We start from the raw sequence: 13,782 nt of genomic DNA, 5'->3' as shown, positions 1-13,782 counted from the left end.
ACCCTTTTTCCGTTTCTAGAACCGGCATTAATAAACGCCCGTAAAGGATTGATATGCTGAAGAAAACAATTTTGAATGCCGCCCATCGCGCGCTTGGCGCCCGGATGGTTGATTTCGGCGGCTGGGACATGCCGGTCAATTACGGTTCGCAGATCGAAGAGCACCACGCGGTACGCAAGGATTGCGGCATGTTCGACGTATCGCACATGTGTCCGGTCGATGTCGTCGGCGCCGACGTTCGCCCCTTCCTCTCCCGTCTCGTTGCCAACGACGTCGCCAAGCTCAAGGTTTCCGGCAAGGCGCTTTACGCCGCGATGCTCAATGAGGCCGGTGGCGTTATCGACGACCTGATCATTTACTTCCTGACCGACACGCGTTTCCGCATCGTCGTCAACGCCGGCACGGCCGAGAAGGATCTGGCCTGGATGCAGGCCAAGGCAGCCGAATGGAAACTGGATGTCAGTATCACCCAGCGCCGCGATGGCGATAACGCCCTCGGCATCATCGCCGTGCAGGGCCCCAACGCCCGCGCCAAGGTCTGGCAAGTGTTGCCGCAATGCAAGGCGGCGACCGAAGGCTTGAAAGCCTTCTTCGCCGCCGAAGTCGGCCAGTATTTCATCGCCAGTACCGGCTATACCGGTGAAGACGGCTACGAGATCATGTTACCGGCCGGCGAAGCCGAAACCATCTGGAACGCCCTGCACCAGACTGGCGTCGCGCCTTGCGGCCTGGGTGCGCGCGACACGCTGCGCCTGGAAGCCGGCATGAACCTCTACGGCCAAGACATGGATGAAACGGTCTCGCCGCTTGATGCCGGACTGGCCTGGACGGTGTCGCTAGACACCGAGCGCGACTTTGTCGGCAAGGCCGCACTGCTCGCCAACGGCCAGCAAAAACAATTCCTCGGCCTCATCCTGCTTGATAAAGGCGTGCTGCGTAGCCATCAACAAGTAATTATAAAACAAGGTAATGGAGAAATTACTTCAGGTAGTTTCTCACCAACCTTACAGCAGTCCATCGCCCTCGCCCGGCTGCCGCTCGGCGTGCAGATCGGCGACGAAGTCGAAGTCGATATCCGCGGCAAGCTGTTGAAAGCCAAGGTCAGCAAACCCGTATTCGCCCGCAACGGCAAAGCAGTCATCTAATCCCCCCATTCAGGAGAAAACCATGTCCAAAGTTCCCGCCAACCTCAAGTACACCGCCTCCCACGAATGGATGCTGCTCAACGCCGACGGCACCGTCACGGTCGGCATCACCGATCACGCCCAGGAAGCCCTCGGTGACCTTGTTTTCGTCGAGTTGCCGGAAGTCGGTGCGCATTTCGCGGCCGAGAAGGAAATCGCCGTCGTCGAATCGGTCAAGGCGGCGGCTGATGTGTACGCGCCGCTTGCCGGCACGGTCAGCGAAGTGAACCAGGCTGCTGTCGATGCCCCGGAAGCGGTCAATCAGGATGCCTACGCTGCCTGGCTGTTCAAGATAACGCCGGACAATGCCGCCGACCTCGACAAGATGCTCGACGCTGCCGCCTACCAGGGCCTGGCCGACGCCGCCTGAACAAGGATTGCCCATGCCGCTCAATCAACCGCTCTCCGCCCTGGAGCAGCGTGACGAGTTCATTGCCCGTCACATTGGCCCGTGCCCGACTGAAGTGGCTGCCATGCTCGCCGCCATCGGCGCCGACAGCCTTGATCAACTGATCGATCAGACGGTGCCCGCCGCCATCCGCCTGCCGGCCGACCTGCCGCTGCCCACCCCGCAACGCGAGCACGAAGCACTGGCGACGCTGAAAGCCATCGCCGGCAAGAACGTCATCAACAAGTCCTGTATTGGCATGGGCTATTACGACACGCTGACGCCCACGGTCATCCTGCGCAACGTGCTGGAAAACCCCGGCTGGTACACCGCCTACACCCCCTACCAGGCGGAAATCGCCCAGGGCCGGCTGGAAGCGCTGCTCAACTACCAGCAAATGGTCATTGACCTGACCGGGCTGGAAATCGCCAACGCCTCCTTGCTCGACGAAGCGACCGCCGCCGCCGAGGCGATGACCATGGCGCGCCGGGTTTCCAAATCGAAATCCAACCGTTTCCTGGTCGATGCTGCCTGCTTCCCGCAGACCATCGATGTCGTCAAAACACGCGCCGGCTATTTCGGTTTCGAACTAGTGATTGCCGCGCTCGACACGGTAAAGGACGAACAATTCTTCGGCGCCCTGCTCCAATACCCGAACGACAACGGCGAAGTCCGCGACCTGACGGCCAGCATTGCCGGCCTCAAGGCCGGGGGGGCGACCGTTGCCGTCGCTACCGACCTGATGGCACTGGTCCTGCTCAAGTCGCCTGGCGCGATGGGTGCCGACATCGCGCTCGGCTCCAGCCAGCGCTTCGGCATCCCGATGGGTTTTGGCGGCCCGCACGCCGCCTTCTTCGCCACTCGCGAAGCCTTTGTCCGGTCGATGCCGGGCCGCATCATCGGCGTCTCGAAAGATGCCCGCGGCAACACCGCGCTGCGCATGGCGCTGCAAACCCGCGAACAGCACATTCGCCGCGAGAAGGCCAACTCGAACATCTGTACCTCGCAGGTACTGTTGGCCAACATGGCCGGCATGTACGCCGTCTATCACGGCCCGCAAGGCCTGAAGACCATCGCCAGCCGCATCCACCGGCTGACCGCGATTCTCGCCGCCGGCCTGAAACGCGCCGGTATAAACGTGCTGACCAAACAGTTCTTCGACACCGTGCACTTCGACCTCGGCGCCCGCGCCGAAAGCGTTTACCGCGACGCCTCGGGCGCCGGCTACAACCTGCGCCGCGTTTCGGCCGGCGTGCTCGGCATTGCGCTGGACGAAACGACCACCCGCCACGATCTCACCACGCTGTTCAAGCTGATCACCCAGGTTACGCTCGACGTCGAAGCCATCGACGGTCAGGTTGCCGCCGACCCGGCGTTGCCGAGTACGCTGTTGCGCAGCGATGCCATCCTGCCGCACCCGGTGTTCAACACGCATCACACCGAACACGAGATGCTGCGCTACCTGAAGTCGCTGCAGAACAAGGACCTGGCGCTCGATCACTCGATGATTTCGCTCGGTTCCTGCACCATGAAGCTGAATGCGACCAGCGAGATGATTCCGGTCACCTGGCCAGAATTCGGCGGCATGCACCCGTTCGCGCCGCGCGAGCAGACGGCAGGCTATCAGGAAATGATCGCCGGCCTGACCGAGTGGCTGAAGACAGTGACCGGCTTCGACGCCATCTGCATGCAGCCGAACTCCGGCGCCCAGGGCGAATACGCCGGCCTGGTCTCGATTGCCCGCTACCACGCCAGCCGCGGCGAAGCACAGCGCAAGGTCTGCCTGATCCCGAAATCGGCACACGGCACCAATCCGGCCACCGCCCAGATGGCCGGCATGCAGGTCGTCGTTGTCGACTGCGACGAGCACGGCAACGTCGATGTTGCCGACCTGAAGGCCAAGGCCGAGCAACATGCTGCCGACCTGGCCTGCCTGATGATCACCTACCCGTCCACGCACGGCGTCTTCGAGGAAGCCATCCGCGACATCTGTGCCATCGTCCATGCCAATGGCGGCCAGGTATATATGGACGGCGCCAACCTCAATGCCCAGGTTGGCCTGACCTCGCCCGGCTTCATCGGCGCTGACGTCAGCCACATGAACCTGCACAAGACCTTCGCCATCCCGCACGGCGGCGGCGGCCCGGGCATGGGCCCGATCGGCCTGAAGGCGCATCTGGCGCCGTTCATGGCCAACCACGCAGTGACCGCGATTGACGGTCCGCACGCCGGCCAGGGTGCGGTTTCCGCCGCGCCGTTCGGCTCGGCCTCGATCCTGACCATCTCCTGGATGTACCTGGCCATGCTTGGCGGCAGCGGCGTCAAGAAGGCAACGCAAGTCGCCATCCTGAACGCCAACTATGTCGCCCGACAGCTCAACGACCACTATCCGGTGCTCTATTTCGGCAAGAACGGCCGCGTCGCCCATGAATGCATCCTTGACATCCGCCCGCTCAAGGCCGTCACCGGCATCAGCGAAACCGATATCGCCAAGCGCCTGATGGACTACGGCTTCCACGCCCCGACCGTCAGCTTCCCGGTGGCCGGTACGATGATGGTCGAACCGACCGAGTCGGAATCGAAAACCGAACTGGACCGCTTCATCGCCGCCATGGTCAGCATTCGCGAGGAAATCCGGCAAATCGAAAACGGCGTCTGGTCAGCCGACAACAATCCGCTGAAGCATGCGCCGCATAGCCAGGCCGATGTCGTCGATGCCGCCTGGCCGCATCCATACAGCCGCGAACAGGCCGTCTTCCCGCTGCCCTGGGTGGCGGCCAACAAGTTCTGGCCGAGCGTCAATCGCATCGACGATGTGTTTGGCGACCGCAACCTGAACTGCGCCTGCCCGCCGATGTCAGCGTACGCCGACTGATGGCCGTCGATCTCTCGGCCATCGCCAAGTGGCCCAACGTCCCCGCCTGTTACGACTGGCTGTCGCTCGACCGGCGCGGCGACTGGCGTTTGCAGGGAGAGCGCGTGACGCACAGCGGCCTGATTGCCTTCATCAACCGGCAGTACGGTTGTGACGAATCAGGCTGCTGGTTTCTGCAAAACGGCCCGCAGCGAGTTTTTGTCAGTCTGGCCTGCACGCCTTGGGTATTTCATAGCCTTGACGATACTTTCGTCAGCCACACCGGCCAGCCCGCCGGTAGCATCGAGGCTGTCTATCTTGATGAAGAAGGCAGCATCCTGCTGCAAACCACACTGGGTATCGGCCTTCTCGACGACCGCGACCTGGCGGATTTTCTCGACCAATGCCGCACCGCCGCTGAGCAACCGGCCGACGAAGCAGCCTTCTTCGCGCTGCTGGGCGGCCGTTCCGGCGATATTTACTGGCACAAACTGCCGCTCCAGCCGATCGTTACGGCGGACCTGCCCAAACGCTATAACTTCAACCCCCAGCCTCAACCCTGAGGCTGGTCTCGCCCGGTCACGCCGGGCAAGATTTGGCCGATCAGGTCGGCGATCAGCCGCGCTGTCGTGCCTTGCCAGTCGCGATCCGGGTTGTACTCGACGATCTCCACCGAACGCAGGCCCGGCATCACTGACAAGCGGCGCATCGCCACCAGCACATCGCCATCCCACAAACCTTCCGGCTCGGGGCTGCCAACCCCCGGGGCGAGTACCGGGTCAATGGCGTCGAGATCGAGCGTCACGCCGAAGCCGGCCGGCGCCTTGGCGACAATGCCGATCGCTTCGTCGAGGCAAGCGGCAAAACCACGGGCCTGTACCTCGTCGCTGTCGATAATCCGGACACCCATCTGGCGCAGAAAATCCATTTCTTCCGGCTCATAGCTGCGCGGCCCGAGCACCACTGTATGCGCCGCGCTGACTTGCTCACCGACCAGGCCGATGTTGAGCAAGCGCTTGTCACCCCGGCCGAGCAGACACGCCAGCGGCATGCCATGAACGGCGCCCGAATAGCTCGTTTCCGGCGTATGGCTGTCGAGGTGGGCATCGATCCAGAGCAAACCGGGCGGCGCTCCGACAAACCGTGCCACGCCGCTCCAGGTCCCGATTGCCACGGAATGGTCTCCGCCGATGACGAGAGGAAACTCGTCGGCCCGCAAGGCGACCGCCACCTCGTCGGCCAGATAACGGCATAAGGCGGCAATCCGGCCGAACTCCGACAATCCCGGGGCATCGGAGGCAAACAGCGTCTTCCCCCAATCGACCCGCGGATGATGCTCCAGTTCATGCCAAGCCTGCGATCGATGAAAGGCTACCGGGCCGTCCTCGCAGCCCTGGTCCTGGGCGCCGAGACCACTGGCCGCGCCGATGATGCGGATTTTGCTCGCCATGTTCACCTCCTGGTAAATCAGACCAGCGCGCCAGCCATTAATTGCATGCCACGCTCAATCAGCTGCGAGCGCTTATTCCGGAACGTTCGCTGCCTGCCAGGCCGCAATTTCCGGATAACTCTCCGACAGATTGTCCATCAGAGCCGCATTGGCCTGCAGCAACAGCTTGCGCTGCCGCGCATTGAACCGGCTCGGGAACACCGGCGTCAGTTTGACCACCAGGTTGCCGGCGTGAATTTTGCCCCGCCCCGGGTAGCCCTTGCCGGAAACCCGAAGCTCGCGGACATCCGGCAGGCCGGCGTCGAGTAGCCGATTCACCACCCCGGCCAGCGAGGGCAGTTCGACTTCCCCGCCGGCCAGCATCAACAGGGCACTGACCGGCATGCTGTAGTGCAGATCCCGTCCACGCAGTTCAAACAGCGGATGCGTAGCAATCACGATGGTCAGGTACAGGTCGCCAGCCAGCAGCCCCTCCGAGGCTGCCTCGCCCTGCCCGACCAGACGCAGTTCGTCGCCGGGCAGCATGCCTCGCGGGACGGTGATTTCGAGACTGACGCTGGCAGTTTCCCGGCCGCTTCCCGCACAGTCGGGACAAATGCGTTCGCTGAAAAAACCGCGTCCGCCACAGTCGACGCACGGCACCAGTTCGCGCTTGGCGCCATGGACCCGGCCGCTACCGTGGCAAACCTTGCAGAAGCGTGTTCGCGTCATGCCTGATTCACCCGATCCAGCACAGGTCGGACAGGCTTTGCCACGGGTATAAGCGACGGTCTTCCGACAACCGGCGGCAGCCTCCTCCAGACTGACCGTCAGATTGAGACGGATATCGGCGGCCCGCGCGACGCTTTCCTCGGCTTCCGGCGCGACATCGCTGTCCGGAGGGATTTCGGCATCATCGGAAAGGTCTGCCGTCAGCAACAAATCGTAAGCGGCACGGATCTGCTTGAAGCGTTCGGTGGCATCGGGATCGGTATTCCTGTCCGGATGCCACCGCATCGCGAGCCTGCGGTAGGCGCGCTTTATATCCGCCAGGGAGGCATCTTGCGAAACGCCAAGAATTGCATAGGAATTCATCATTACGCCGACATAATTGCAAATCCGCGACAAAACCGGACTTTTCGATATAGCGGGCGGGTCACCGGGCACACCGGTGATCAAGAGCTCGATCAGGCGCCTTGGGCCCGCCGCGAAGGCGTCGATTATAGGTCACTTTGACCGCCTGCCCCGCGATCGGCACAGGTCGCCTGCGCCACAAGCGAGAAGGACAAGCCCAGCCGCGACGCTCCCAAACCGGAATGTTCCGTGAAAACCTCGGCTGTGCCGAGCGCACAAGCATATACAGGAAGGCCCAGTTGCCAGCGAATTATTCGTTTCCCTGGCGATTTTTTTGCCAATGCCAAACACCGCATTTCTCGCCGAAGTTATCAGATACCAGGCAGATATCCCGCGCCGTTACAAGGAAGCGTTTTTCATCAGCTTTCTCGATAAATACACAATAAGAGACAGAGAGTTATGTTTTAATTGAATCTGATTTAAGTAAAAAACAGCATAACCACCAGAACTCGTCAACTCGACAATTTGAGCCCGTTCCCTATTCACTCTCCCGGTGCCTATTTGGGTTAGTCATGTACAAGCTTCCCGAACCCATCATCCACGCCATCGAATCTGGCAAGGTACCGTCGCCGCCCCAGTTGCTGCTACGCCTGTTGCAGATGGTCGATGACGAACGGACCACGATGGGTGAGCTGGCAACCTTGGTCGAACAGGATCCCGGCTTGGCCACGCGCATACTGAGCGTCGCCAATTCTCCCGCATTAACGCGCGGCTCCGAGCTGCGTAGCCTTGAGGGTTGTCTCGTTGCCCTCGGCACCCGACTGGTCCGTTCGATTGCCACCTGCTTGTCGATCCAGAGCCTTTTTGACCGACGTGCGGGCACCCCGGCTATCGATCTATCGCGATTCTGGTCGCACTCCCTGCTGGTCGCCGAGATTTCCCGCGGCCTGGCTTCGGCGACCGGCTACCCACATCCGGAAGAGGCTTATCTGGGCGGGCTCCTGCACGATATCGGCGAACTGATCCTGCTTTCGGCGCTCGGCGAACCTTACGCTCAGCTACTGGCAAGCTGTTCCGACGAGAACGCGCTACCGCCGATCGAAACGGCCCAGTTTGGCGTACATCACGGGGAAATCGGCACCTGGCTGACCGAACAGTGGCATCTGGATTCGATGTTTGCCGACGGAATTCTCTTTCATCATGCCTCCCCGGAACAGATAGTCACTGCCACCGCCCTGCCACAACTGGTATGGCTGGCCCATGCTCTGGCAGCAAGCGAGGAAATTTCTCCCGAGCTGGATCTGCTGCAGCAAAAATTGTTCGCCATGGCCGGTAGCCAGAACCTCACTCAGCTACGCGACCAGGCGGAAGCCCGTACCCGGTTGATTGCCGAAGCACTCGACCTGCATGGCCTCGAGAAGGTCAGCAACATTCGGGTCTGGGAAAAACTCAAGTTCGCCACGCCGCACAAAACCCGGGAAGACGATGCCGAGGAAGAGCTTTCGGCAATGATCGGCGGCATGGCCTTACTGCAGCCGCTGCAACAGGATCTTTTTACGCTCGAGAGCGATGCCGAGGTTCTTCTCTCGCTGCGCGAATCGGCCCGCATCCTGTTCGACCTCAACCGGGTGGCCTTCCTGTTGTGTACCTCACCGGACGGTACCCTGTCGGGCGCCTCGATTGGCAGGCAGCCAGCCGTTTTCCGTCAGGTCGACATCCCGCTTCACGAGAACCACTCGCTGCTCAGCAACGCCGCGCTGCAACGCCAAATCTGCAGTTCCTTCGATGCCACCGAAACGCCACTAGTGTCGCTGATCGACATCCAGTTTGCCCGGGCCTTTGCCACACCGGGACTACTGTGCATCCCGATGATCGCTCGCAACCGGGTGACCGGCGTCATGGTTTGCGGACTCAGCCAGCCACAGCATGCCCGACTTGCCCGGCGCCTCCCCTGGCTGCTCAATTTCGGGCGGATTGCCGCAATCAGCCTGGAAACCCTCAACGAAGCACGCAGTTATCGCCAGCAGGCGGAACAGGAAGCATCCAGCCGCTTCACCCGCCAGGCGCGCCGTATCGTTCATGAAGCAGGCAACCCACTTGGTATCATCAAGAGCTACCTGATGATTCTTGATCGAAAGTTGCCGGAAGAAACCGGGGTCAGGCAGGAACTGGAAATCCTGACCGAAGAGATCGACCGGGTCGCCAGCATTGTCGGACGCATGAGCGAGATCCCCGCCGAGCGCCCGATCGCCGATGGTCACGATATCGGCGAAGTGGTCAACGAATTGCTCCTGCTCTACCGCGAACCCTTGTTTGACGAGAAGGGTATCCGGGTAGAAACCAGTCAGCCCGCCGAGCCTCTGCGGGTGCTTTGCGAGCGCGACAGCCTCAAACAGATCCTGCTCAACCTCTGGAAAAATGCCTCCGAGGCACTGACCAGCGGACAACAGATCAGGATTTCACTGACCGATCACGTCGTCCACAACGGCAACACCTATATTCAGGTGCGCATGGATGACAACGGTCCCGGCATGTCGGAAACGGCGATGCGCTCGATCCACCATGCCCCGGATATCCCAAGCACCGGCAAACGTGGCATCGGCCTGTCCATTGTTGGCGAACTGGCCAGCCGCCAGGGTATTCCGATTACCTGCCGCAGCCAGGCCGGCAAGGGCACCAGCATCGCCTTGCTACTACCGAAATTCGTCGTTGAGGCAACTCCACTTAAACCTCGCCCAGGCACCAGCGATACTGCCTTGAGACCGCTGTCAGGAACTGAGACAAAATGAACGTAGCCACTGGTATCGATTCCCTGATGCGTATACCGGAAATTTCCGGCAACCAGCGCATCCTGATCGTTGATGACGAGCTCCGCTTCCGTAACGCCTATCGTGAGTTGCTGGCCGGCGCCGGCCGGACGATCGAGGAATGCGGCACCGGCAAGGAAGCCATCCAGCGGCTGGCTGGCGCCGACATCGACGTGGTTGTCCTCGACCTCAAGTTGCCCGATATCGGCGGCATCGAAATCATGGAATGGATGGGACGTAATCACGTTTCCACATCCGTCATCGTCTTCAGTGCCGATCACTCCATCGACTCGGCCATCCATGCCTTGCGCCAGGGGGCCTTCGAGTTCATCCGCAAACACAGCGACCCCAAGGACCTGATCGAGAGCGTCGACCGCGCCTTGCGCCGGCGCCGCATGGAACAGGAATACGCGGTGATGGCCGGCCAGCTGGAACAGTCCGAGCATCTGCATCGTTTCCTGGTCGAACAATCGCCCGACCTGATCTACACCCTCGATGAGAGCGGCCATTTCATTTTCCTCAACAAGCGGGTCGAAACGTTGCTCGGCTATCGCCGCGAGGAACTGCTCGGCCAGCACTACTCGGTCATCGTCCATGAGGATGACGTCGAGCAAGCCCGCTACGCCTTCAATGAACGGCGCATCGGCGAACGCGCCACGACCAATTTCGAAGTCCGGCTCAAGAACAAGCAGAATGGCGCCCTGCATTTCGACCACCGTCTGGTCGTTGCGATACTCAGTTCGCAAGGGATCTACACCCCGGAAAAATCGGCCTCACCACAGTTTTTCATGGGCACCTCCGGCGTGGCGCGTGACATCACCGAACGCAAGCGCACCGAGGAAATGATCACCTTCCAGGCCTTCCACGACCTGCTCACCGGCTTGCCCAACCGCACGCTATTCACCGACCGGCTGGAACTGGCACTGACCCAGGCGATGCGGCGCAATCAGCGGGTCGGGGTGATGTTTCTCGACCTCGATCGCTTCAAGCTGATCAACGACACCTACGGCCATCCGGAAGGCGACAAGCTGCTCAAGGATTTCGCGCTGCGCACCCGCAACTGCCTGCGCTCCGGCGACACCCTGGCCCGCCAGGGCGGCGATGAATTCACCGTGCTGCTGCCCGATATCGAGAATCGCGACGACCTAGTCCTGATTGCCAGAAAAATACTCAACGAATTGAAGCAGCCGTTCACCGTTGCCGATCAGGATTTCACCGCCACGGTCAGCATCGGCATTGCAATGTTCCCGGAAGACGGGGTGACGCCGGAGGAGCTGATTCGCAACGCCGATATCGCGATGTACCAGACCAAGGCACAGGGCAAGAACGGCTACCTCGAATTCAATCCGGCGATGAACACGACGCATGTCGAACGGCTGTCGCTGGAAAACGATCTGCGCCTGGCGATCAAGCAGGGCGATCAGTTCGAGCTGCATTACCAGCCGCAGATCAGTTTGTCCCGGCGCCGGGTGGTCGGGCTCGAAGCACTGATCCGCTGGAACCATCCGACCCAGGGGCTAATCAGCCCGGATTCGTTCATTCCGCTGGCCGAGGAAACCGGGATGATCGTCGCGATCAGCGACTGGGTGCTGCAGACCGGTTGCGCGCAGTTGGCGAAGTTGCAGCGCCAGGGTTTTACCGACCTGAAACTGGGCATCAATCTGTCGCCCCGCGAGTTCGAGCGCAGCGACTTGTTCGAGCGCATTACCGGCCCGATGGGCGAACATGGTCTGCCGCCGGAATCGCTGGAAATCGAAATCACCGAGAGCCTGCTGATGAAGGATGCCGAAACGGTGATCGCCAAAGTGCGCCAGTTGCGCCGGGCCGGTATCCGGATCTCGATCGACGATTTCGGTACCCGCTATTCGTCGCTGAACTACTTGCGCCGCTTTTCGGTGAACAGCATCAAGGTCGACCAGTCCTTCGTGCGCGATCTCAGCTCGGCACATGGCTCCGGGGCGATTGTGCACGCCATCATGGGCCTCGCCCAAAGTTTCGATCTCGGCGTCCTCGCCGAAGGGGTCGAGACCCCCGCCCAGCTCAAGGTGCTGGCCGATCTCGGCTGCGACCAGATGCAGGGCTACCACTTCAGCCATCCGCTGCCGGTCGGCCGCCTGGAAGAATTTCTCACTGCCAGCCCGATGTTTTGAGGGCGGGCGCCGGCCCAGGCCAACCACGCGCCGCTTAATTCGTGCCGGGAGTCCCCAGCATGGCCGGCAAATCACGCTCCAGCAGCGTGTCGACCGCAAGATTCATCTCGATCACCTGCCTGAGCAATTGCTGGGCGCCATCGGTCAGATCGACGAATTCAAGCCCGACCAGGTTTTCCCTGCGGTAGGCCATGAGGGCTGTCGCACTGCAGAAACCCGATTGACCCGCCTGAAAAATATCCAGGCAGCACATCTGGCCGTCTTCCACGCCAAACAAACTGTCGGCCCTGAACAACGCTCCTTTCAGCGAAACATCCAGGATCATCCCCTGATGCACTTCCCCGGCGACACTCAGGGCCCCTTGGGAATGAAACGGAAAACGGGGAAAGCGACGGCGTTCTGAACTGGGCATCTGACACCTGCAAAAGAAAAATTCCGGAAGCGTAAGCGGCTTATGTTACGAGACTTTTTCAGTGAGGCAAAGCTTGGCCTGCGGGAGACGAACCGCCCGACCAGCTAGCGCTCCACATCATTGACGATGGGCGTTTTTTTCGCTGCGCGCGAATTTCTCGGCAAATTTCTCAAGATCAAGATCAAACGTCCTGCTCAGCGCCTTGGCTCGCCTGCGGATAGTCTGCCAGCAAGGGGCAAAATCGCGATTATTAAAGGCAATCGCGATATGGTTGTCATCGCGACCAACCGGGACCGCAAGCGTTCGTTCGTTGAAAAAGTCACCGAGCATTTTCAGATGCACCTTTCGCTCTTCTCGCCGCCCGGCCAGATTGGCGACAAGCAAGCCGTCAGCGGCGAGCAATCGGCGGAGGTTGAAATAGAACTCGCGGTTGCATACTGTACTGGCAAAACCGTCCTTGTCGAACGCATCGGTGACGATCACGTCGAAACTGGCAGCGCAGGAAGCCACATATAGCGCGGCATCGCTCAAGACCACCCGAAACCGATCGCTATCGGGAGGAATTTTGAACTCGTCCCGGAAAGCCACGACATCGGGGTTAATTTCGACCACCGTAATTTGCGTGTCCGGAAAATGGTGATGGCAGAACTTGGCCAGCGAACCGCCGCCGAGACCCAGCATCAGTATGCTCTTCGGCTGCGGCGCAAACAGCACAAAACTCATCATCTTTCGCGTGTAGGCAAGCTCAAGGGAATTCGGCTGACTTAGCCGCATGGCGCTCTGGACAAAGGAAAACGAAAAATAGAGGGCGCGCGAATGACCATCGTCAACGACATAGGGTTTTTCGTAGCGCCCATCGAGCAGGCGATTCAGCAAGATAGACGGATCCGCATCCGGCGCTTCGAGAACCTTGATGACGCCATTTACGGCAAACGGACTCGGAATCGATAAAACCTTGGGGGAAACGGTGTTCAAGTCATTTCCACCATCAGGCCATGCCATAGCCGGTTTTCCACGGCGAGAACCGGGTACCCCAGGTCGCGGCCAGTTGGGGATATTGAGCCAGGATCAAGGGCAACTCTCGGGACAACAGGCGCTCCGAAACAAAACCGTCAGCCCCCTTGTGATTGGCCCGGGCAAACCCGGCAAACTCCGTCCAGTTGGCGACAACGACTATGCGTATTGCCGGGTGCTTCCTTTTGGCGTCCTTGATCAGGTGGCCCAGTACGCGATCGGGCAAGGGCGCGACAACGAAAACCAGATCCGGCTGCAGATTGGCAATGGCTTTCAAGCCAGTCATGCCGTTATAGCAATCCGCCAGCGGGGAAAAATCCTTGAAGGTCTGCAGGCAGCCATGAATGCTCTGGCGCATTGCCGTATCCGAACTGATGATCAGGGTACGGAATGGCGGCTGAACAGGCGAATCTGTGGCGACTTTTCTACTGAATAACATCGGCTGGCTTTTGGATCATGATTTGTCTGTT

General features: G+C 60.5%; 11 protein-coding genes. 6 read left to right on the top strand and 5 right to left on the bottom strand.

The genetic code is table 11. From position 1 onward, the window contains the following. Positions 1-53: 53 nt before the first annotated feature. From gcvT to ACLIKD_RS07090, 4 genes are read left to right on the top strand one after another with little or no spacing between them, the layout of a single operon-like run. On the top strand, positions 54-1,145 hold the full coding sequence (gene gcvT / locus ACLIKD_RS07105; RefSeq protein WP_428827748.1) for a glycine cleavage system aminomethyltransferase GcvT: 1,092 nt from the start codon (positions 54-56) through the stop codon (positions 1,143-1,145). 22 nt (positions 1,146-1,167) lie between these two features. Beyond that, positions 1,168-1,554, top strand: a complete 387-nt coding sequence (gcvH, locus tag ACLIKD_RS07100; protein ID WP_428827747.1) for a glycine cleavage system protein GcvH — start codon at positions 1,168-1,170, stop codon at positions 1,552-1,554. 13 nt (positions 1,555-1,567) lie between these two features. Beyond that, on the top strand, positions 1,568-4,447 hold the full coding sequence (gene gcvP / locus ACLIKD_RS07095; protein WP_428827746.1) for an aminomethyl-transferring glycine dehydrogenase: 2,880 nt from the start codon (positions 1,568-1,570) through the stop codon (positions 4,445-4,447). Then, entirely contained in the window at positions 4,447-4,989 is a 543-nt protein-coding gene (locus ACLIKD_RS07090; protein ID WP_428827745.1) for a DUF2946 family protein, read from the top strand. The genes gcvP and ACLIKD_RS07090 overlap by 1 nt, the downstream gene beginning before the upstream one ends. Here ACLIKD_RS07090 and ACLIKD_RS07085 read toward each other — a convergent pair. After that, on the bottom strand, positions 4,980-5,876 hold the full coding sequence (locus tag ACLIKD_RS07085) for an arginase (protein WP_428827744.1): 897 nt from the start codon (positions 5,874-5,876) through the stop codon (positions 4,980-4,982). The genes ACLIKD_RS07090 and ACLIKD_RS07085 overlap by 10 nt on opposite strands. 72 nt (positions 5,877-5,948) lie before the next feature. Beyond that, complete coding sequence (locus tag ACLIKD_RS07080; protein ID WP_428827743.1) at positions 5,949-6,950, bottom strand: DnaJ C-terminal domain-containing protein; 1,002 nt, start codon at positions 6,948-6,950, stop codon at positions 5,949-5,951. A gap of 551 nt (positions 6,951-7,501) precedes the next feature. Between ACLIKD_RS07080 and ACLIKD_RS07075 the strand changes: the two genes are divergently transcribed. Beyond that, a complete protein-coding gene (locus ACLIKD_RS07075) occupies positions 7,502-9,718 on the top strand; it encodes an HDOD domain-containing protein (protein ID WP_428827742.1) in 2,217 nt (738 codons plus the stop codon). Then, the gene (locus ACLIKD_RS07070) at positions 9,715-11,886 is read left to right on the top strand and encodes a two-component system response regulator (protein ID WP_428827741.1); all 2,172 of its coding nucleotides are present in this window, start codon (positions 9,715-9,717) and stop codon (positions 11,884-11,886) included. Before ACLIKD_RS07075 ends, ACLIKD_RS07070 begins: the two co-directional genes overlap by 4 nt. A 34-nt stretch (positions 11,887-11,920) precedes the next feature. Here ACLIKD_RS07070 and ACLIKD_RS07065 read toward each other — a convergent pair whose 3' ends face one another. From ACLIKD_RS07065 to ACLIKD_RS07055, 3 genes are all read right to left on the bottom strand, one after another. Beyond that, positions 11,921-12,298, bottom strand: coding sequence for a PilZ domain-containing protein (locus ACLIKD_RS07065; protein ID WP_226473161.1), 378 nt, complete (start codon positions 12,296-12,298; stop codon positions 11,921-11,923). 117 nt (positions 12,299-12,415) lie between these two features. Further along, positions 12,416-13,273, bottom strand: coding sequence for a fused MFS/spermidine synthase (locus ACLIKD_RS07060; RefSeq protein WP_428827740.1), 858 nt, complete (start codon positions 13,271-13,273; stop codon positions 12,416-12,418). Between the two features lie 13 nt (positions 13,274-13,286). Further along, complete coding sequence (locus tag ACLIKD_RS07055; protein ID WP_428827739.1) at positions 13,287-13,670, bottom strand: response regulator transcription factor; 384 nt, start codon at positions 13,668-13,670, stop codon at positions 13,287-13,289. Between the last annotated feature and the right edge of the window lie 112 nt (positions 13,671-13,782).

Source organism: Azonexus sp. IMCC34842, assembly GCF_050368855.1.
GTDB lineage: Bacteria > Pseudomonadota > Gammaproteobacteria > Burkholderiales > Rhodocyclaceae > Azonexus > Azonexus denitrificans_A.
This window is presented reverse-complemented; position numbering and strand designations above follow the sequence as displayed.

Excerpts from the sequence above, each read along its gene's own strand:
- gcvT (WP_428827748.1), top strand. The coding sequence starts at position 54 with ATGCTGAAGAAAACAATTTTGAATGCCGCCCATCGCGCGCTTGGCGCC.
- gcvH (WP_428827747.1), top strand. The coding sequence starts at position 1,168 with ATGTCCAAAGTTCCCGCCAACCTCAAGTACACCGCCTCCCACGAATGG.
- gcvP (WP_428827746.1), top strand. The coding sequence starts at position 1,568 with ATGCCGCTCAATCAACCGCTCTCCGCCCTGGAGCAGCGTGACGAGTTC.
- ACLIKD_RS07090 (WP_428827745.1), top strand. The coding sequence starts at position 4,447 with ATGGCCGTCGATCTCTCGGCCATCGCCAAGTGGCCCAACGTCCCCGCC.
- ACLIKD_RS07085 (WP_428827744.1), bottom strand. The coding sequence starts at position 5,876 with ATGGCGAGCAAAATCCGCATCATCGGCGCGGCCAGTGGTCTCGGCGCC.
- ACLIKD_RS07080 (WP_428827743.1), bottom strand. The coding sequence starts at position 6,950 with ATGAATTCCTATGCAATTCTTGGCGTTTCGCAAGATGCCTCCCTGGCG.
- ACLIKD_RS07075 (WP_428827742.1), top strand. The coding sequence starts at position 7,502 with ATGTACAAGCTTCCCGAACCCATCATCCACGCCATCGAATCTGGCAAG.
- ACLIKD_RS07070 (WP_428827741.1), top strand. The coding sequence starts at position 9,715 with ATGAACGTAGCCACTGGTATCGATTCCCTGATGCGTATACCGGAAATT.
- ACLIKD_RS07065 (WP_226473161.1), bottom strand. The coding sequence starts at position 12,298 with ATGCCCAGTTCAGAACGCCGTCGCTTTCCCCGTTTTCCGTTTCATTCC.
- ACLIKD_RS07055 (WP_428827739.1), bottom strand. The coding sequence starts at position 13,670 with ATGCGCCAGAGCATTCATGGCTGCCTGCAGACCTTCAAGGATTTTTCC.